Source organism: Paenibacillus sp. J22P218 (genome assembly GCF_056269195.1).
The window spans coordinates 397,749-415,867 of record NZ_JBWDNL010000003.1 but is presented as its reverse complement, the minus strand read 5'-3'; the positions used below and the strand labels follow the sequence as shown (position 1 = coordinate 415,867).

The following is an 18,119-nucleotide window of genomic DNA, read 5'->3' as shown; positions in this document are numbered from 1 at the left end:
AAAAAGGGTGACGACATGTATAAAGTTCTAGTTATTGAAGATGATGTCATGATGAGTGATATGTTGTCTATGTATTTGTCGGAGGAAGGCTACTCCGTTGCGCAGGCGTATCGCGCTGACGATGGGATTAAGCTGGCAGCAGAGTTCGACCCTGATCTTGTGCTGCTCGATCTTATGCTCCCCGACCTAGACGGCATGGAAGTGTGCGCTGTTATTCGCAAACGGTCTAATGTGCCTATTATGATCCTTTCGATGAAGAGCGAGGTGTCTGAGCGTGTACAGGCGCTCAAAGCGGGGGCTGACGACTATATGTGCAAGCCCTTCAGCATGCACGAAATGACGGCAAGGGTGGAAGCGTTAATCAGGCGTTCACAGACGACGATATCCGAGACTGTGATGCAGGTAGCTGTAACGAGCGAGATTGCCCTCGACCTTGATCCCATTCAATTGGATTTTGAGAGAAGGCTGCTGCTCGTGCGAGGGCAATTGGTGGAGACGACTTTTTCCGAGTATGAACTGATGAAGCTGTTTTTGGCTTATCCAGGCAAAGTGTTCAGCAGGGAAGAACTGATTAACACGATTCGAGGCTTCGACTCCTTTGTTACCGATCGCGCTATAGACGTACACATAGTCAATCTTCGGAAGAAGATTGAGCAGAACCCGAAGGAGCCGCGTCTCATTCGAACCGTATGGGGATTTGGTTACAAATACACGGCAGATCACTCGAACATAGGCAAGGAATAAGTTCCCATCTTCTACTAATCACCGAAATTAAATTAGCAAAGAAACCATTCTGCGATTCAAGCGGGTGGTTTCTTTTTTTATCAATATAGTTATTTTTGCTCAAGGGCTATTAGCATGCGGACGGTTATTCGATAGCAGCGGAGGACCTATTGGAATAAGTCGTTAGGCATGTTGACGCGTTTGTTAAAATATCTAACGAAACTCTAAACCCTTCCCATAAATTTCCCTAATAGTTATATGGCAAGATTGCCTTAACGAAAAAAATGTTGAGGCGGTGACACTGGATGGAGGCATTAACCGGCTTATCTGGACGCAAGGAAGCATTTGCGCAACTGGAATCAGCTGTTCATCTTGCTCGAGTGGCAGACAATAGATTGCTTATTGCACTTGTCGATCTGGATCGGTTTTATCGGTTAAATGAAACAAGAGGACATGAATTTGGCAACGATGTGCTTGGCATCGTTGGGAATCGGCTGTTAGAAACAGGAATTGCTCCTACAACAGTATGCAGAATCGGAGGTAATACGTACATGGTGGCTATGCAACTTGCACATGGTACGGATACTTGTCTACATGCTGTGGAAGCAATCAAGCACGCAGTCGAACTCCCTATCGAGGAGAATGGGCCTGAGTTATACCTGACCTCCAGCATAGGCGCTGCCATATTCCCGGAGGATGGGCTAACGAGCGAACAACTTGTATGCCGTGCAGAATCCGCACTCCATCAGTCAAAGAATGAAGGCGGCAATCGCACACAATTTTACAACTCGGACCATACAGATGGATTGCAACGCAGAATTGACATTGAGGCTTCGCTCAGACCGGCATTGTATATGAGGCAGTTTTACTTGGCCTATCAGCCTATCTTCCGTTTAGAAGATGGCAAGATGAGAGGTTTCGAGACGCTCATTCGCTGGAAGCATCCCGAGCTTGGTACGATTAGCCCAGCGGAGTTTATTCCGATTGCCGAACATAACGGGCTTATTGTGCCGATTGGTGAATGGGTGCTGCGCGAAGCGTGCAAGAGACTTGCCGGCATGTACAAATACGGCTTGGGCCCGCTCATCATGTCCGTGAATATATCGCCGGTGCAGCTTCAAGATCCAACGTTTCCGCAGACGGTGCTTCATATTCTTGACGAATACAAAATCCAATACAGCTCGATTGAGCTGGAAATCACGGAGAACGTGACGTTGAAGCATTCCGATACGGTGCTGTCCTCCTTAAGCAAGCTGCGCGGCGCAGGCGTACGTATCGCGCTGGATGATTTCGGCACGGGCTATTCCTCCCTCAGCAATCTCAAACAGCTTCCGATTCATTGCTTGAAAATCGATAAATCATTCATTAAAGCGATCGATCTGCCAAGCGCGGAGAGATTAATCGTAGAGTCTCTGATTGAGCTTGTTCATAAGCTTGGCCTTGAGGTTATAGCTGAAGGCGTCGAGTACAGAGAGCAATACGATTTGCTTAAGTCTTGGGGCTGCGACTACGTTCAGGGATTCCTGTTCGGCAAGCCTATGGAGCCTGAGCAGCTCGATCTATCGATGATCAAGACAAATGACAAACAAGATCTGCCATATGGCGAGGGAGATGTTCATGTTGAAGCAGGGGCTATCAAATAAGACAAAAGGTATTATGAAGGGGAGGTTTCCTATTCGGGGCAAGCTCATGATGTTATGCTTGTCTTTGCTTCTCATTCCAAGCGTTATCGTATCGGTATTAAGCTATCAGGCTGCAACTGATTCATTGAACCACAACGGCGAGGTCATTCTTAAAAATAATGTCAAAAGCACGATACAGTTGATCGCCATGCTGGACGCGCAAGTTAAGGCTGGCGTAGTGGAGAAGGCTGGCGCTGAAGAATTCGTCCGCATGACGATGCTGGGGCCAAAGGGCGAGGATGGCAAACGGCCGATTAATAAAGCGATTGATCTGGGCGAAAGCGGATATCCGTTCATTATCGATGATAACGGCCTGACGCTGGCGCATCCTTCGATGGAAGGAACGAGCCTTGACGGACTTGAGAACAATAAAGGCGAGCTCGTCCTTGATACCGTGAACCATCTGCCGGTTACCGACGCCTTCGTTGAGACGGCGAAATCCGGCGGTGGTTTCGTATATTACGATTGGCAATTGCCGGGACAGACGGATAAGTACGCATCCAAGGTTACATACATAGAGAAAGATCCGAACTGGGGCTGGAATATCGCGGCCGGCACCTATATGCAAGATTTCAACAGCGGCGCAAGCAAGATCATTAAGGTAACGATTATTACGCTCATCATTACGAGCCTTCTAGGAGTAGCGGCGGCCAGCTTGTTTACGATTAGATTGACGAAGCCGATCAAGCAAGTGTCACAGCGCGCGTCTGAAGTCGCGAAGGGCAACTTGAAATTAGAGCCTATCGTTTGCAAGAGCGGAGATGAGCTTGAAGCGCTCGCAGGCAGCTTCAATGAAATGGTCGTACAGCTGAAGGGCCTCGTCGTCGAGGTTGGTCGGAGCGTCGATCAAGTGGCTGCGTCATCGGAAGAGCTGATGGCAAGCGGCGAGCAGACGAGTCAAGCAAGCGAGCATATTGCTCATACGGTTCAGGTGGTTGCCGAGGGTGCTGAGAAGCAGTCGGCAAGCGCAGAGGAAAGCTATCAAGTCATTCATGATATGTCGGCTAGCATTCAGCAGATCGCATCCAGTACGGAGCATGCTTCCCATGCGGCCAAATACACGTCGGAGCGTGCGACTGCGGGCAACGATAAGCTGGAGCAGGCGGTTACACAGATGGAGTCGATTCAACAGTCCTTCAACAGTCTTGCCGTGGCGGTGCGCGGATTAGGTGCGAGATCGCATGAAATTGGCAGAATGGTTCAGGTAATTACCGATATATCCGCTCAGACGAATCTTTTGGCGCTTAATGCTTCCATTGAGGCGGCTAGAGCGGGCGAGCATGGCAAAGGCTTTGCCGTTGTGGCGGGCGAGGTAAGGAAGCTTGCTGAACAGACGAAAGTGTCCAGCGGTCAAATCGCCACTGTTATTCATGCGATTGGCATTGAAACAGAGCAAGTTGTCAAAGCGATGGATGAGGCAGGCGAAGTATTAACTCATGGTATTGTCGTTGTCGAAAATGCCGGCGAGATGTTCGATTCAATCCGCGTAGAGGTACTTCAGGTAGCTCAGCAGATCGATGAGGTTTCTATAGCGGCTGGTAGTATTGCGGCCGGGACAGAGCAGGTCATGCAGTCCATCAAAGAGGTTGCAAGAGTCGCTGTAGAAGGCGCATCCGGCTCCCAGTCGGTCGCAGCGGCAGCGCAGGAGCAGACGGCTTCGATGGAAGAGATCGCGGCTGCCTCAACGATGCTTGCGCGAATGGCCGAGGATTTGCAGCTTCAAATCAATCGATTCCAAGTGTAGTTTCAATAGGGCTGTCCAGCCGGCGATTGCTTGCCTGCTTGGACGGCTCTTTGCGTTCCTGGGCAAATACGCAACCAGTCCCGTAACACGCCGAAGTAGTGCTGTAAGGACATATGTGTTCTTACGTGGAGTAACAAGTGTGTGGTTGGTCTGTGTAAGAGCGTATACGCGCTTACAGGCTTCAATGGGTTGGGCGGAACGCAAAGAAACCGCCTTGGCGTCGGCGGCTTTCGCGGATTCGGCATTATAGGAAAGAGAGATGATGACATCAAATGCGGTTAATTATAAAGGGTATAAAGTATTGTGAAAATGTTAAGAAACTTCCAAATAAAGCTTTGTGCCGTCCGTGTATTGGAAGATAGCGACGTCGCGTACCATTTCGACGGATTTGATCCGTCTCCACTTTTTGCGGAAGTCGAAATCGAGCTCCATTTGGTGCAATTTATGGTTGAGCTGTTCTACCAATGCTGATTGTTCGTTAGGGTAATAGACGGGAACAGAACGTTTTTTGAAGTTAATGATTCGCATCATAACCTCGAACACCTCCGATCATTTTTTCCCATTCTAACGTACAATTTTTAGCGCCTTATGAAACTGCCGTGAGGATTTTGTTTATTTTGCTCATACTTTCCTAATACATTTACGAGCTGGAAAAACTGCTATATTTTTTCTTGTAATAGCCATGCCCGTAATGGCGCTGACTTGGCGGTGGATAGTGCGGTGGACGGTTATGACTTCTTCTATGGTCGCTGCTGCTGTAGTGGTGATGCCTATGGTTTTTTCGGCCGATGAGGGAGTAAAACAAACGCTTTAGCAAATGTCTAATCATCATTATGACCTCCTGTTCATGCATTTGAAAAGTAGTACGGCGGGGCTGCTCCGAAGTTTCCTGCGAATGGCGGATTTCTCCTCGACAACAAAAAATAGGCGATGTAAGCTGAGCTTACGGCATATATATAGGCTAACGCATACGCTTACGAAGTAGGTTTGCATTCGCAAACCTTAGGATACGCTTACGAAGTAAGTTTGCTACGCAAACTTAAGCACACGCTTACGAAGTAGGTTTGCATTCGCAAACCTTAGGATACGCTTACGAAGTAAGTTTGCTGCGCAAACTTTTGAGGAGGTAGTCACCATGCTGCATGCAATCGCTCACAAATGGAGGGATATGCTTAATCATTGGCGAGATTATCCGCTCCGTGAAGGGAAGAAGTGGAAGGGACGCTACCTTATCGAGCGGTTCCTCGGAATGGGAAGCTACGGTCAGGCGTATGCCTGCCTGGATTTGCAGAGCGGTCAATCCGTATTGCTGAAGCGCAGCAAGCCGAGCAAGGGGGAGCTGGGCAGGCGGCTGCTGGAGCGGGAAAGTTTTATTTTGCAGGAGCTGCTTCATCCCCAAATTCCGCGCTGGTACGGCTTCGAGAGAATGGCGGGTGAAGACGGCCTCATTATGGAGCTCATCGACGGCAGTTGCCTGGAGGACGAGTTGCAGGAGCACGGCCGCACCTATTCGGCGCTTGAGGCGTTGTGCGTATTGCAAAATCTGCTTCAGCCGCTTAAAGAGCTGCACAGAATGGGATTCGTGCATCGTGACGTCCGCGTACCGAATGTGCTGTATAAGCAAGGCGTCATGTATTTGATCGACTACGGCTTAGCCTGCCGCATCGGTGAAGAGCTCCCTCAGGAGCTGCGTGAGCAGCTTAAGGAGATACCGGCGGGAGATAAGGAGGCGTCCGGCAGTTGGGCGGCGGTGAAGCGGCGAATGCGTGAGCCGAACCCGACGAGCGACCTGTACGGTCTCGGCCACCTGTTCCTTTTCTTGATGTACGCCGGCTTCGAGGCGACAGACGATCTCGAGGAACGCGGCTGGGAGGAGGAGCTGGCGCTTCCCGCGCAAGTCATATCCTTCATTCGCAAGCTGCTTACGTCAGGAGAGGACGGCTATCTATCAGCGGAGCAGTGTGAACAGGAATTAGAGCAGCTCATTGCAGCGCTTAGAGGGCCAAGCAACGTCATCCGGAAGTTAACAAGTAGTAGGCGGCGGTAAGCAGCAGAAGGTGGAGCGGGTAGAAACTTCGCCAAACGATACGCGGTATTTTGATCCGATCGGCGGCTTGAACGAATTCGGGCAAGTAGACGAGCAGCATCGTCGAAGCAAGACTGAATAGTTGAATATACCAGCCCTTATAAAATACGAATATCGCATTCAGGGCAAAATGCCAAGCTATCATCCAATAAGGAGACGAGTAGCGATATAGGATTACTAGTAATAGGCAATAAGCGCCATAGCTGAAGGGTAATAGCTCTAAGAGCAGGATAGCTGATGCAATGACGGCGATCTGCGCAGGCAGCCTTCCCTTCCATCGATCCAAGAGCATGAGCAGCAGCAGGCTGATGAATAACGTGCCGACCGTATTAACTTCCGTTTGCTTGAACAGCATCATATAAGGAATTTGAGAGAGTAGAGCGATAAGTCCGGTACGCTGCAAATAACGATTCACGCTGCGGGTGCGGAAGTAGCCAAGCACAAGCGCATAGGCATAGAAGGGCAACGCAAGTCTGCCTAACATCCGCCACTTGGAGTCGTCTGGGAACCAGACGATGCCGATATGATCGATTAACATGGTCAGCATGGCTAAAAATTGCATGGGAACCACCTTTAAACATGAGGTTTTTCCCAGTATAGCATAACCTTGATCGGAATAGAGGGGTTAGAAAAGCCCCCAGCTTCGGCAGTTGGAAGCGGGAGGCTGCGAATCCTATGGAATCTGATCAACGAGCGGACAAGGTTCACAGCCCGGCGTTTTTCTGCAGCCGTCTAGCGATCTCCCGAAAGTCCTCGGCAGAGATACCTGGCGCGAACTCTTCTGGGATGGGTGCTAGATCAGGCATAGGCGCCCCTTGCGGAGCTCCTTGAATGACTTCGAGCTGTGCGCCCGTTTGCGGGTTCTGTCCGTTCCATATAAGCACAATATCTTTGTAATCGTTCGGGCTGAACGTATACAGCTTGTTGCCGAGACCCATCGCCTCGAACTTCCGTGCCGCATCGAAGGCGTTATTGCTTAGATCGGGGATCGGAATGAGCTTCTTCACATCCACGCCTGTCGCAATCTCCAGCGCCTTCGCATAGGCAAGCACATGAACCCCGCCTCGTACGAGCAAATATCCGATCATCTCCCGCGCTGTCGGGTGATCGGTCATTTCGTATACACGCATCTTATGAGTCCTGGCACCGCATTCCAGGAAGAAGTTATGCAGCAGGTCCAGCACAAGATTGCCGCTGCTGAACACATTGTCGCCAGTCCATGCTCTGCCCATGGAGTCCCCGGCTAGAGAAGTCTGCGCCGTAGCAATAAAGTGATACGTATTGCGCTTATTCACGCCTTCTCTCAGCGGCGTAGAGTCCGGCGGACCCGGCTGGGTGGAGCCGGTCAGCACCATATTGATAGCCGTCGATACGAGCTCGACGTGGCCAAACTCTTCCGCCGTAATGCTGGAGACGAGATCATAGAACGGCTTAAGCCGTTTACGATCACGGAAGTTGAATGATTGATACATGTAGTTGTTCAGCGTCGACATTTCGCCGAATTTGCCCCCGAGCAGCTCTTGTACGGCTGCCGCCGCATTGGCGTCTGCGTAGGGGGAGGGAGGCAGCTCGATTTGAAGCTTATTGATCCTCTCGAACAAGGCAGCGCACACCTCTTTCCGTTGCGAATTCCTTCCTTGTCATGTGTATGACAGCAGGCGTCGTCGTAGACCTGCAATCTGACAAAATAGGACACGCATTGTCGAATGGCAGAGAGTGAGGGTGTGCACTCTAGCTATTTCAAAGCGATAACGAGCAAGTCGAATAGGAGCAGTGGAAGAACGGTTTTGAATGGACTGTGGAACACGCGAGGATCGTGCATTGTGCATTGCAAATGAACGAAGCACGAGTCAACGTGTATAATGACTCCCTCGTAGCAACGGCCATCGGCCATTTTGACACAGACGTATTTATGCATATGGCTGCCGCACAGGCGCGTGACCTTGTCTCGAATGTCGCTAACCGTCGCGGTATGCGCCTTATCGGCCTTGTAGACGATCGTATTGCTTGCCGCCGCTTGCTGTTTTTTGTCGGACAAGGAATTACCCCCATTCGAATCGATTTGACATATAAGTATGCGTTCGGCCGGCATGTCATGCAGACAGGATGCGAAAGCTCGGACGAAAAATCGACACAATATAGGAAGCGAAAACCAGCTGCAAATCTATTGACTTTTGTTCAGAAAATTATTATTCTAATAAAGTTGTTTCTTGAAATTGCGAGAAAAACAAATGATTTGCTGATGTAGCTCAGGGGTAGAGCAACGCACTCGTAATGCGTAGGCCGGGGGTTCAATTCCCTTCATCAGCACCAAATTACCTACATCGTCCACTTAGTGGGCGTTTTTTTGTTTATACGGTCTTCAATTCATCAATTATCCACCGGTGCCCGTCATGATGTATCGTGATACTCCTGAATATGCTCTGAACGATTTCCTTCTGCGTTTCCTCACTGAATAGTTCCCAATTCTGCTTTAGTTCCGAAACGACCTTTAGCAGCTCATCAGGCGATATCTCTTTTTCGTACTCTTCAATGGGGGCAACGATTGCAAATATGCCGGCCATTCTGCTTTCTTCATCCTCAATTAAAGCTGCGTAATCGGCAGAGGTTAAGTTTCCATCACCGAGAGCTAGCATCCAATTCTTTTTACGGCGGTTCGATGTTTCTATTTCTTTGTGGACATCGATCTTCGGTCTCTTCTTAGTCACTTTAGGTTGGATAGCTCCACCTTCGAAAATAACCTGTGATAAGATCAGCTCGTTTAGGATCTTCTCAGATATCTTAGGAGTTGTGCAAAGCTTGTGATGGATGTTCTTATGACATGCATAGTTCTTATACTTCGCGATTCCGTACGATCGGGTTACAGTTGTAGCCGTCCCGTTAAAGTTAGCACCACACAACCCACATTTAAGAATCCCACTATATGCGTACAAGTAAGATCCTCGAGACATTTCGGAATTGAAGCGCCGTTTAACGATCTTCTTGGCTGCTTCGTAGTCCTCTCTCGATACTAGCGGCTGATGAGATCCCTCAGTTATGATACGTCTATCCTCAGTCCATGACTTTGGCTTAAAGTGGTTGTAACCGGCATACCGTGGGTTCGTAATGATTTTGTCGATCTTATCCGCATCCCACAGGCCACCTTCCTTGCCCGTTGATTTTTCATTCATGTGCCGGGCAATCTTCAGCTTCCCCCATCCACCCAAAAACAACCTGTACACTTCACGTACTAACTCCGCTTCTTCTTCCTTTACCACAAGCTCCATATCGTCGTTAAATGTGTAGCCGAGTAGGGGGCGACTTCCATACCTGCCGCCTTTCTGCGCTTTCTTAATAAGCCCCTTGAGCGTCTCCTCACGCAAGTTGTCTAGGTACACCTCTGCCCATATACCTGAGAACATTAGAAAAGCCTTACCCATCGGGGAGCGTGTATCAATCTCTTCCGATCCTTGAGCTGCGATTATTAACCGCACGTCGAGTTTATTAATGAGCTGAAGGAAGTTGTATAGGTCGCCTTGGTTACGGGATAACCTGTCTAATTTGTGAATTACGACAGTATCGAACCTACCGGCCTTCATGTCTTCAACCATAGCTTGTACACCAGGGCGCTTGAACGTCTTACCGCTGACTGCTGGATCGGAGTAGACACGGTAGAGTTGTAGGCCTTTCTTGTTAATTAAGTCCATTAATATGTCATGCTGCGCTTCCATCGAAAAGCCCTCATCGGCCTGCATACGGCTCGAGACACGAATGTATATAGCTGCTCTGTTCATATGTTCCTCCTTATAAGAAAAGCCCCTATAGAGGGGCTGATAAATTAATAATAATCTATTTAGAAAAACGTTCAACGTTCTTAACTCCAAAAGTTCCATCAAAGCGAGAATCTAATGTTGTATGGAGTATATTCATTGATGACTTAGCGCTCAGAAAATTATTGAATGCGTTGGAAGTATCTCCTTTAACGAGGTAATTCTTAGCGCGTTCAATTATGTTAATTATTTGCTCAAAAGAGTATGCGTCAGGTACGTCATTTGCATTTAAGATAAACAACCAATCATCCAACCCTGCAATATTAATTCTTTCTACTACATCTTGTGCTTGGTTATATTGTTCTTGGTTAGTAGCCTGTCCAACGAGATCTAATGAAACTGATAATAAATCCATTTGATCCATGAAATATATAAACGCACGATTTGATTGCATTAATTTGTTCATTTCAACGAATTCTTTTTCATCTACAAATGACTCCGGCTTTTTTAAATCTACTGTTTGGTTCTTACCATCGACAGAATATGAAATTCCAGCTTGTTTCAAAAGATATACTGGCACCATCGTACGGTTATCATACACGAATGCAGGAACGTCCGTTTTAACGGCCGCACCGTCCACCGTAATACGAATGATGTCAAACCCTTTGTATTTACCCCAAATAGAAGCTGCACTCACAACACCGGTTAATAAGATCATTAAAGCAATGGATAAGAGCATAACCTTCTTCTTCATTTAGACACTCTCCCTATATTATATATATGTATTTTATCGGCATCCAAGTGGAAAAAACAAGAAAAACCTCTGATGGATGTCGCAACCACCAATAGTTCCAAGTTTTGGTGGCTTCAATCCTTATAAATACCTTACATATCCGTAGTAGTAAAACCAGCGTAATAGTATAATTTAAATAATTCGATTAATAGGAGAATGGTCATGCTATTGTACGTATTTCTAAGCTTTATCGAGACTGCAACGGTTATCTCAATGATATTTTCGTTGTACCGATGGCCGCATTCAGAGTACCGACTCGAAATCGCAGCTATGGCTATTTGGAGCGCTGTATCGTCTTACATTATGAGAGAAGTTGTGGGGCTGCCGTTATTTGATCCTTTATTGCAAGTGATGCTCTTTATTTTCTTCCTTCGTTATGTGATAAAAGTGAGGTATCTACAATCTTCCTTGGCTACATTATCGGTCTATGTACCTTATATTTTTTTGCAAAGCTTTGTGATTACTACATATACGACTATAGGACTAATTACAAATGAACAAACTACACAAAGTAGAAGTTACGGAGCGATCTTGGTACAAGGTTCTTCTATCGCTATTGTTATAGTTGTTATCTATATAATGTACAAGTTCAACCTTGGATTCCAGTTTATCAAGAGGCCACCCCATGATATAAAGGGGACTGAGCGAAATATTGTAGTAAATCGGTACTTGTGGATCGCTGTAGGAATTGGAATGATAGTCGTTACAGTATCAACAGCCCTATTACTAAATATGTCTCCGTTATTCATTATTCCTTTATGCCTCCTGTCATCTTTAGTGCTTTACTACTTGTCATATCGGAGGGAGCTGCTGGATCGTGATCGAATCATTATCCCGAAAAGTATCAATAACAATAAGACGATGGGACAGTGATATAAAAACAAGCGAGGATGTATTGAGCTATTACTTAGGATATTACATCAATTTTCTCAGTATTGTTCTAATACCACTTGTCATTGGGCTGCTAACAAATGAATTTTTAGGCACTGTAATTGCAATAGGAGGGTTCGCATTACTTCGAAAGTTCTCAGGTGGTTTTCACCTGTCTCTAACACCTTGCGCCATCCTTTGCATATCAATGTTTTCTATCTTTCCTCACATGCCAATCGCACCAAATACTGTTATAATAGTAAATATGGTGGCTTTGCTAATAGTTAGTTTATTCGCGAAAAACCGACTAATAGCGGCAGTCATTGTTCTTTCTAACTTCATATTCATGTCTGAGCCACTAGCTCTTACGTTTCTAGCTCAAGCGCTTACACTAATCAAATTTAGAGGAGGTGACAACAAATGAAGAAGTTCATCGCTAGTCAAGTTAATAAAGTTGTCTCTGCAAAAGTATCTAAGACTGATGTAGAGCCATTCAAGCTATTCGTTGGCAGTCAACCGGTGCCACAAGAACTTAAAAAGTAGTGATTTCATATGATGTTACCTTGCGAAAAAATAATCGATGGAAAACGAACCGGCATATACGAAGTCGTAGACTTTAAAAATGAAGTTTTTTTTATCGATATTTTTAAACCAAGTAAGCGTTGGAACGCAACATACCCTCTTTTCCATACGAGAAGAGGGTTTTTCACAACAATACAGACTTTGGAGGGGTACGAAGTAGCTCTTCAGGACGAAGGATACGCAAGTCTGGATTCAGTTAACGTTGTGAATTTAAGTATGATCAGAGGGATAGATGAGGTTGAATGTTCGCTTTCCTTTGATGGTGAAGAAAAAACTAGTGTTGCGAAGATTCATCACAAAACAATACGTGAAATGTTAGAAGAGGACTAAGCTGATGGGAATTAGCAGTCCTCTTTTTGTTACATAACATATCAATTACGATATGTAAAGAAAAATCGAGCCTATGTTTGAAAGGGCATACTTAGCGCAAATTTCGACATCGTTCTACGTTATGTACGTGTTAATATACAGATATCTTCTTGAGTCGTCAACATTTGGAATTTGACTATAAGAGAGTGATATGTATCATACCAATGCTTTGAGGGGCGAAGGATAAAATCCTTCGAGCTTACGAATCAACTAATTTCCAATCGTAGAGGTCATCGATCCTGCAGCCGAGTTTTTCGGCTATCGATTTAGCATCTGCCAAAGTCATCACATACCTGTTGTTCTCATACGCTGAAATTGTCGATCTAGATATGGAGGTGAGGTCAGCGAGGGTCTGTTGTGTAATTCCTTTGGGAATCCGTAGTTGACTCAGTAAGCATCGCCCGGCCTCGATATGAGCCATAACGATACTCCTCAATTATTATTTTATTTAGCTTGTAACGCGAACACTAGTTCGTATAAAATGAGTTATAATACTAACATGAGACGGGACGGTGCCGCTGGTGGAAAAGATTAATTTTGAAATAACATATGAACAATTGAAAGCGCTAGGTATTGATCCGAGTGAAGGTATAGATTATTTAGAAAGTAAAGATGCCAGTACACTTACTCCCGCTCACGTTAAGAGCCTTCATGTTTTGCGCCAGTCGACAGTTGCTTCTTCATGAGCCTTTTAACGCGAACGAAATCTACAAATTCGTTCGCTTCTTCCTCTGATAGAGTCATTCCATCCACAGTAAAGTTCATTCTTTTAAGAATGTCCTCGTTAGTTAATTCCATTTCTAAAAATTCAATAAGTGCTGCAGCTGAACTTTTTTCTTTTCCGGTTAGTAGCCAATCAAGACTAACGTTGAAGTGAATTGCAATTTTATTAGACATTTCATGTGATGGTTCTCTTTTATCTGTTTCATACATACCTAATGTGCTTTTTCCTATCTTTAATACCTTCGCAAATTCCTCTTGAGAAAGTCCTTGCTTATTACGCAAATGAGCTATTCTAGATCCCAACGAACTCATAATTAACTATCACCTCCAATATGAAATTATATCACAAAACGTGATCACTAAACTTTTGATCACAAAATGTGAAAATTATGCTTGACGATCACATTTCGTGAGTGTATATTGTTAATAGGCGGTCACGATACGCGACTGAGGAGGTGAATATATGAAGAATACTAAGATGGCTGAACTAAGAGGAGACCGCTCCCTACGCGATGTTGCGAGAGAGTTGGATATTCCTTACAGCACTTACGCAATGATTGAAACTGGTCACAGATTTCCACGGAAAGAACTTGCTATGAAACTTTCTAAGTTCTATGGTGTGACAATTGATGAGCTTTTTTTTGACCAAAACGATCACGATACGCGATCGAACAAGCAATCTGCCTAACATCATTAGTTTACACCATTAAAACCCAATCAGAAAGGTGGAAATATCAATGAAACTCAATGTAGTAAACCAAAATGGGAAGTTTTTAGTGGATAGTCGCGAAGTTGCAGATATGACAGACAAGAAACACAAGGATCTAATGAGGGACATTCGCAATTATAGCGATATCTTACTAAGCGCAAATCTGCGCCCAGTGGAATTTTTCGCTGAAAGTACTTACCAAGATGCTACCGGCCGAACATTACCTTGCTTCCTATTGACACGGAGAGGTTGCGATATGGTTGCAAATAAAATGACCGGTGAAAAAGGTGTTCTCTTCACAGCTGCTTATGTAACGGAATTTGAAGAAATGGAAAAACGCCAACAAAACAATGTAGAGATTTTAGATGAAAGAAAGCAACGTATCGCTCTAATGAAAACAATGATCGACCATGATGAGCGCCTGGATACGGTTGAAGACAGAATGAACCAAATTGAAGCAAAAGTTGATGAGCAGATCACGCTGGATAGCGGGCAGCAACGGCAAATCCAAAAGGCAATATCTCGAAAAGTGTACAGCATCGAGCAAGATGATAAGATTCGCCGCCTGTTGTTCCAGCAGCTTCACCGCGAAATCAAGGATCGTTGGGCAGTTCCGAGTTACAAGGACGTTCGCAAAATCGAGTTAAACGGTTTGATGGACTATATCGAAGCTTGGCGCCCAGTGGCGGCATAAGGAGGCATAACTATGGAAAAGCCCATCGTATCCATATCTGTATTCTCTCGGGAGCTACTAGAAAAGATGTACCACGAAGTAGAAGCCAACAAGGACAAGCATAAAAACCGCCGCAAGCCAGCATGAAACACGCCCTCTACGCCTCTATACAGGCACTACAAGCCTACCGGAGCGCGAGTTGGCATGAGCGTTTGAACATCATGACGAAATATTTCGAGAGTGAGCTGCCTATCGTGATTGAAGAGATGAAGAGAAAGCTGGAGGAGGAACGGGAATGAACAAGAAAGTCGAATCAGCTCTAGTGGCAATTATGATCGAGCTTGCATGCGTCAATACAATTTTAGCAGTTATCGTAATCATTCTATCGGATAAGTTATAGGAGGCCTAACCATGGAAAACCCAGTCATAGCAGCAGCTGAGCGCCACAACAACCGCATCACGTACCGTCGCCCCATTGACCTATTTGACCCATGTGAGTGTGGTAGAGCTGAAGCAGCTGGCATCTACCAAGGCAAGCAAAGACTATGCGAATCGTGCCTAAAAGGCATATTGGAGGTCGAGTTGATATGAACAGAGTAACAGCCCCATGTCCACCGCAGCCGGTTAGAAACCCAAGGAATGGCGATCCATTCGCACGAAAAGGAGGCATTCGAGTATGACCCGTATCCCACACCCTGACAAGCCTTGCGAGGCACAAGAAATACGCGAACATCTACAAGGGCTGCTTAACTGCAACATTAAAGGTAAATGGGACTTAGAAGGAGTGCTGTACTGGCTCAAGTATAAGTCACCGCTGATAACAGAAGCCGCTGACATCATGGTTGAGTTCATAGACGAACAGTATCCCGATAAGGTGATTGACTTGGTTAAGAGAGAGGATGAAGCAGCGTGATAAAAGCAGACCATATCAGCAATGCAAGAATGTTCTACAACAACTACCCCGATACCACCGTTATCAAGATCGAAATTGATGATTCAGTAAGTGTAAAAACTGAAATCAACATCGCTGAAGCTAAGAAATTACGGGACGACCTGACAGACCTTATCCGGTGGATTACGGAGGATGACGAAGCATGAACAAGCCAATCCTCACTGAAAAGCAACTAGACGACATATGGTTCAAGCTCGCTGATGGTGAGCCGCTAGACAACGAGACAGCTACATTGTTATTCAAAGACAACTGCTTCTACTCCGGCGAATACTACAAACGCCAATATGAGCAAAGAAGGGAAGAGTTATATGCCTCTTAATCCACGATATCAATTTGGCGGCGACAAGTACCAATCCACTCGAGACGATGACCGCCGATCCTTTTTCGAACGAGTCCAAGCTGAGAAAGACGACATCTTATCAGCGCTGAAATCTGTTGTAGGCAATTGGGCAGAGAACGAGATTGACGAGGGCAACAACCCCACATTTGAAAACTTTCGGGACGAGTACCCTGAGTGGGATGTTGAAGAGTTGTACGCAACAATCGGGGAGGAAATGGAGAGGGTGAGAGCTTTATGCGGAAAAGAATCGAATATCGCGATCTAGCAAAACAAGCACTCTCTGATGGAAAGAACCATCTAATCATGATGTACGCCAAAAACCACGCTAGGGAATACCGCAGACAGCAAGAGGAAATGAAAAAAGGCACTGCGTCAACAGTGCCAATAAGCCAATGAAAAAAAGTTTATACAGCCATTCTAACTTAAAAGGAGACGATTTTCAATGTCACTTACATTATACGAATTATCCGACTCTCTAAATCAAGTAGCTCAAATGATGGAGGACGGTGCAGAAGGGCTAGAGGGCATCTTAGAGACGATTGACCTCACGTTCCAACAAAAGGCTGAAGGGATTATTAAACTGCACCACAGCAAGCTTAAAGAGGCTGAAATGATCGAAAACGAGATCAAGCGCCTTAAACAACGGTCGGACAAGCTTCGGAAAGATGGTGATTGGCTGCATGACTATGTTGAACGGGAAATGTTGAAGGCCAACGTGACTGAGGTTAAGTCATCGCTGTTCAATATCAAGCTTGGCATGAACCCTCCGCGCGTTGAGGTTACCAATCAAGCGTTGCTGCCGTCACAATACACTCGCACTTCAATATCAATCGTGCCGGACAAGATCGCCATTAAAGAGGAACTGCAGAAGGGCAAGACAATCCCCGGCGCAGAGCTTCGGCAAGATATGAAACTAAAGGTCAAGTGAGGTGACCGAAATGAATGAAAACATGAAGGTGTACGAGCAGGTACGCGCTGTACCTCCTGAAGCTCTGAAACCAATCGTTGGCGGCCGGCTAAGAGGCATGAGCGACATTAACCCAATGTGGCGCATTAAAATGCTTACCGAAGTCTACGGGCAGTGCGGTATTGGTTGGAGGACAGAGATCACGGAAAAGAGATTGGAACACGGTGCCGGCGATGAAATCGTTTGTTTCGTTGACATCAATCTATACGTGAAGGTAGATGGTGAATGGTCTTACGCAATACCCGGAATGGGGGGCAGCTCATTTGTAACGCTTGAAAAAAACGGACTGTATACGAGCGATGAGTGCTTCAAAATGGCATACACCGATGCGATAAGCGTTGCTTGTAAGTCGCTAGGATTCGCAGCTGACGTTTACTTCGAAAAAGACAGAACCAAATATACAGACCAACAAGACAAGCAACCACAAGCTCCACAAGGCTCACAGAGCAATCACAGCAACCAAACGAACCAAACTACTCAACAGCAACCGCAACAGCCCACAGGACTTCCGGCAGCGTCTAGCAATAGTAACGGAAGCGGTAGCGTGAAGCTGGCAACAGAGAACCAAGTGAAGCTTTTACGGAGTAAGCGAAGGGCAGCAGGATTTGAAGGGAATGTAGAGATCAATCGGCACCTCGGACTTACTATTTCAAGCCTAACTGAGCTTCCAATGTCGAAAGTCAATGAGCTTATTAAATTCTTGGATGATAACAAGAAGACAGCATAGGAGGTCAACGTGGATCTCTCCAATCAACCGGTACGGGCTGTTACTAAAGCAGCCCAAACCTACAACAAGCGTGTAAAGCTCACACAACGCCAAATGGGCGACATTAGCACAAAGGTAGACAAACAGTTGAAAGAAAGGTCAGGACACGTATGTGAGCATTGTAGCGCGGCTAGAGCGACAGAGAGAGCGCACATCACAGGTCGCAAGCATTTGACGCACAAAACGACCGTTGAAGACCTGTTTCATCTTTGTACGCCTTGTCACGATTGGCTGGACGAAACACCTGAAGGAATCCGCTATAAACGCAAATTGAGAGGGATTGACCTATAAACAGCAGCCGGCCGCAATTGGCTAGCTGACTTCAAGCGACAGTTGGAGGACGGAAAATGATCAGGTGGGAAGATATAAAAATAGGACACACCTACGGAAA

23 protein-coding genes and 1 tRNA gene are annotated in these 18,119 nt (G+C 46.0%); 16 read left to right on the top strand and 8 right to left on the bottom strand.

Features of this window, described 5'->3' with window-relative positions; all coding sequences use genetic code 11:
• Positions 1-15 precede the first annotated feature (15 nt).
• The 3 genes from AC0YN0_RS16610 (at position 16) to AC0YN0_RS16600 (ending at position 4,149) form a co-directional block, all read left to right on the top strand.
• Positions 16-744 (top strand): response regulator transcription factor, encoded by a 729-nt coding sequence (locus tag AC0YN0_RS16610; protein WP_475822252.1) that lies wholly within the window; start codon positions 16-18, stop codon positions 742-744.
• A 284-nt stretch (positions 745-1,028) separates the two neighbouring features.
• On the top strand, positions 1,029-2,366 hold the full coding sequence (locus tag AC0YN0_RS16605) for a putative bifunctional diguanylate cyclase/phosphodiesterase (RefSeq protein ID WP_475822251.1): 1,338 nt from the start codon (positions 1,029-1,031) through the stop codon (positions 2,364-2,366).
• Between the two features lie 46 nt (positions 2,367-2,412).
• A complete protein-coding gene (locus tag AC0YN0_RS16600; RefSeq protein ID WP_475822250.1) occupies positions 2,413-4,149 on the top strand; it encodes a methyl-accepting chemotaxis protein in 1,737 nt (578 codons plus the stop codon).
• Positions 4,150-4,461: 312 nt separating this feature from the next.
• Here AC0YN0_RS16600 and AC0YN0_RS16595 read toward each other — a convergent pair whose 3' ends face one another.
• A complete protein-coding gene (locus AC0YN0_RS16595) occupies positions 4,462-4,680 on the bottom strand; it encodes a hypothetical protein (protein ID WP_442048130.1) in 219 nt (72 codons plus the stop codon).
• 604 nt (positions 4,681-5,284) lie between these two features.
• Between AC0YN0_RS16595 and AC0YN0_RS16590 the strand changes: the two genes are divergently transcribed.
• The gene (locus tag AC0YN0_RS16590) at positions 5,285-6,196 is read left to right on the top strand and encodes a serine/threonine protein kinase (RefSeq protein WP_475822249.1); all 912 of its coding nucleotides are present in this window, start codon (positions 5,285-5,287) and stop codon (positions 6,194-6,196) included.
• Here the strand turns inward: AC0YN0_RS16590 and AC0YN0_RS16585 are convergent.
• The 3 genes from AC0YN0_RS16585 to AC0YN0_RS16575 form a co-directional block, all read right to left on the bottom strand.
• A complete protein-coding gene (locus AC0YN0_RS16585; protein ID WP_475822248.1) occupies positions 6,162-6,797 on the bottom strand; it encodes a TraX family protein in 636 nt (211 codons plus the stop codon). The two genes, AC0YN0_RS16590 and AC0YN0_RS16585, sit on opposite strands and share 35 nt — an antisense overlap.
• A gap of 142 nt (positions 6,798-6,939) precedes the next feature.
• Positions 6,940-7,836, bottom strand: coding sequence for a manganese catalase family protein (locus AC0YN0_RS16580; protein ID WP_337104054.1), 897 nt, complete (start codon positions 7,834-7,836; stop codon positions 6,940-6,942).
• Positions 7,837-7,970: 134 nt separating this feature from the next.
• Positions 7,971-8,273 (bottom strand): hypothetical protein, encoded by a 303-nt coding sequence (locus AC0YN0_RS16575; protein WP_475822247.1) that lies wholly within the window; start codon positions 8,271-8,273, stop codon positions 7,971-7,973.
• A gap of 200 nt (positions 8,274-8,473) precedes the next feature.
• Between AC0YN0_RS16575 and AC0YN0_RS16570 the strand changes: the two genes are divergently transcribed.
• Positions 8,474-8,548: transfer RNA gene (locus AC0YN0_RS16570), tRNA-Thr, on the top strand.
• A gap of 38 nt (positions 8,549-8,586) precedes the next feature.
• Here AC0YN0_RS16570 and AC0YN0_RS16565 read toward each other — a convergent pair.
• Both AC0YN0_RS16565 and AC0YN0_RS16560 read right to left on the bottom strand, forming a co-directional pair.
• Complete coding sequence (locus tag AC0YN0_RS16565) at positions 8,587-10,008, bottom strand: recombinase family protein (RefSeq protein ID WP_475822246.1); 1,422 nt, start codon at positions 10,006-10,008, stop codon at positions 8,587-8,589.
• A 55-nt stretch (positions 10,009-10,063) separates the two neighbouring features.
• Positions 10,064-10,738 carry a stalk domain-containing protein gene (locus AC0YN0_RS16560; protein WP_475822245.1) on the bottom strand — a complete coding sequence of 225 codons (675 nt, stop codon included), beginning with the start codon at positions 10,736-10,738 and terminating at the stop codon, positions 10,064-10,066.
• A gap of 856 nt (positions 10,739-11,594) precedes the next feature.
• Here AC0YN0_RS16560 and AC0YN0_RS16555 point away from each other — a divergent pair.
• From AC0YN0_RS16555 to AC0YN0_RS16545, 3 genes are read left to right on the top strand one after another with little or no spacing between them, the layout of a single operon-like run.
• On the top strand, positions 11,595-12,071 hold the full coding sequence (locus tag AC0YN0_RS16555; protein ID WP_475822244.1) for an accessory gene regulator B family protein: 477 nt from the start codon (positions 11,595-11,597) through the stop codon (positions 12,069-12,071).
• On the top strand, positions 12,068-12,190 hold the full coding sequence (locus AC0YN0_RS16550) for a hypothetical protein (RefSeq protein WP_475822243.1): 123 nt from the start codon (positions 12,068-12,070) through the stop codon (positions 12,188-12,190). Before AC0YN0_RS16555 ends, AC0YN0_RS16550 begins: the two co-directional genes overlap by 4 nt.
• 9 nt (positions 12,191-12,199) lie before the next feature.
• Entirely contained in the window at positions 12,200-12,559 is a 360-nt protein-coding gene (locus AC0YN0_RS16545; RefSeq protein WP_475822242.1) for a hypothetical protein, read from the top strand.
• Between the two features lie 238 nt (positions 12,560-12,797).
• On the opposite strand, the gene AC0YN0_RS16540 is transcribed toward AC0YN0_RS16545, so the two are convergent.
• Both AC0YN0_RS16540 and AC0YN0_RS16535 read right to left on the bottom strand, forming a co-directional pair.
• Positions 12,798-13,019 carry a helix-turn-helix transcriptional regulator gene (locus AC0YN0_RS16540; RefSeq protein WP_475822241.1) on the bottom strand — a complete coding sequence of 74 codons (222 nt, stop codon included), beginning with the start codon at positions 13,017-13,019 and terminating at the stop codon, positions 12,798-12,800.
• A gap of 218 nt (positions 13,020-13,237) precedes the next feature.
• On the bottom strand, positions 13,238-13,633 hold the full coding sequence (locus tag AC0YN0_RS16535) for a helix-turn-helix domain-containing protein (protein ID WP_475822240.1): 396 nt from the start codon (positions 13,631-13,633) through the stop codon (positions 13,238-13,240).
• A gap of 151 nt (positions 13,634-13,784) precedes the next feature.
• Here AC0YN0_RS16535 and AC0YN0_RS16530 point away from each other — a divergent pair, with 151 nt between their 5' ends.
• The 8 genes from AC0YN0_RS16530 (at position 13,785) to AC0YN0_RS16495 (ending at position 17,689) form a co-directional block, all read left to right on the top strand.
• Complete coding sequence (locus tag AC0YN0_RS16530) at positions 13,785-14,009, top strand: helix-turn-helix transcriptional regulator (RefSeq protein WP_475822239.1); 225 nt, start codon at positions 13,785-13,787, stop codon at positions 14,007-14,009.
• A 49-nt stretch (positions 14,010-14,058) separates the two neighbouring features.
• Entirely contained in the window at positions 14,059-14,724 is a 666-nt protein-coding gene (locus AC0YN0_RS16525) for a Rha family transcriptional regulator (RefSeq protein ID WP_475822238.1), read from the top strand.
• A 655-nt stretch (positions 14,725-15,379) separates the two neighbouring features.
• Complete coding sequence (locus tag AC0YN0_RS16520) at positions 15,380-15,616, top strand: hypothetical protein (protein WP_475822237.1); 237 nt, start codon at positions 15,380-15,382, stop codon at positions 15,614-15,616.
• The gene (locus AC0YN0_RS16515; RefSeq protein WP_475822236.1) at positions 15,613-15,801 is read left to right on the top strand and encodes a hypothetical protein; all 189 of its coding nucleotides are present in this window, start codon (positions 15,613-15,615) and stop codon (positions 15,799-15,801) included. Before AC0YN0_RS16520 ends, AC0YN0_RS16515 begins: the two co-directional genes overlap by 4 nt.
• Positions 15,798-15,974: a hypothetical protein gene (locus tag AC0YN0_RS16510; protein WP_475822235.1), complete on the top strand. Its 177-nt coding sequence runs from the start codon at positions 15,798-15,800 to the stop codon at positions 15,972-15,974. Before AC0YN0_RS16515 ends, AC0YN0_RS16510 begins: the two co-directional genes overlap by 4 nt.
• Positions 15,964-16,260 (top strand): hypothetical protein, encoded by a 297-nt coding sequence (locus AC0YN0_RS16505; protein ID WP_475822234.1) that lies wholly within the window; start codon positions 15,964-15,966, stop codon positions 16,258-16,260. The genes AC0YN0_RS16510 and AC0YN0_RS16505 overlap by 11 nt, the downstream gene beginning before the upstream one ends.
• 177 nt (positions 16,261-16,437) lie before the next feature.
• Positions 16,438-16,923, top strand: a complete 486-nt coding sequence (locus AC0YN0_RS16500; protein ID WP_475822233.1) for a siphovirus Gp157 family protein — start codon at positions 16,438-16,440, stop codon at positions 16,921-16,923.
• Between the two features lie 10 nt (positions 16,924-16,933).
• Positions 16,934-17,689: a hypothetical protein gene (locus AC0YN0_RS16495; protein ID WP_475822232.1), complete on the top strand. Its 756-nt coding sequence runs from the start codon at positions 16,934-16,936 to the stop codon at positions 17,687-17,689.
• Positions 17,690-18,119 lie beyond the last annotated feature (430 nt).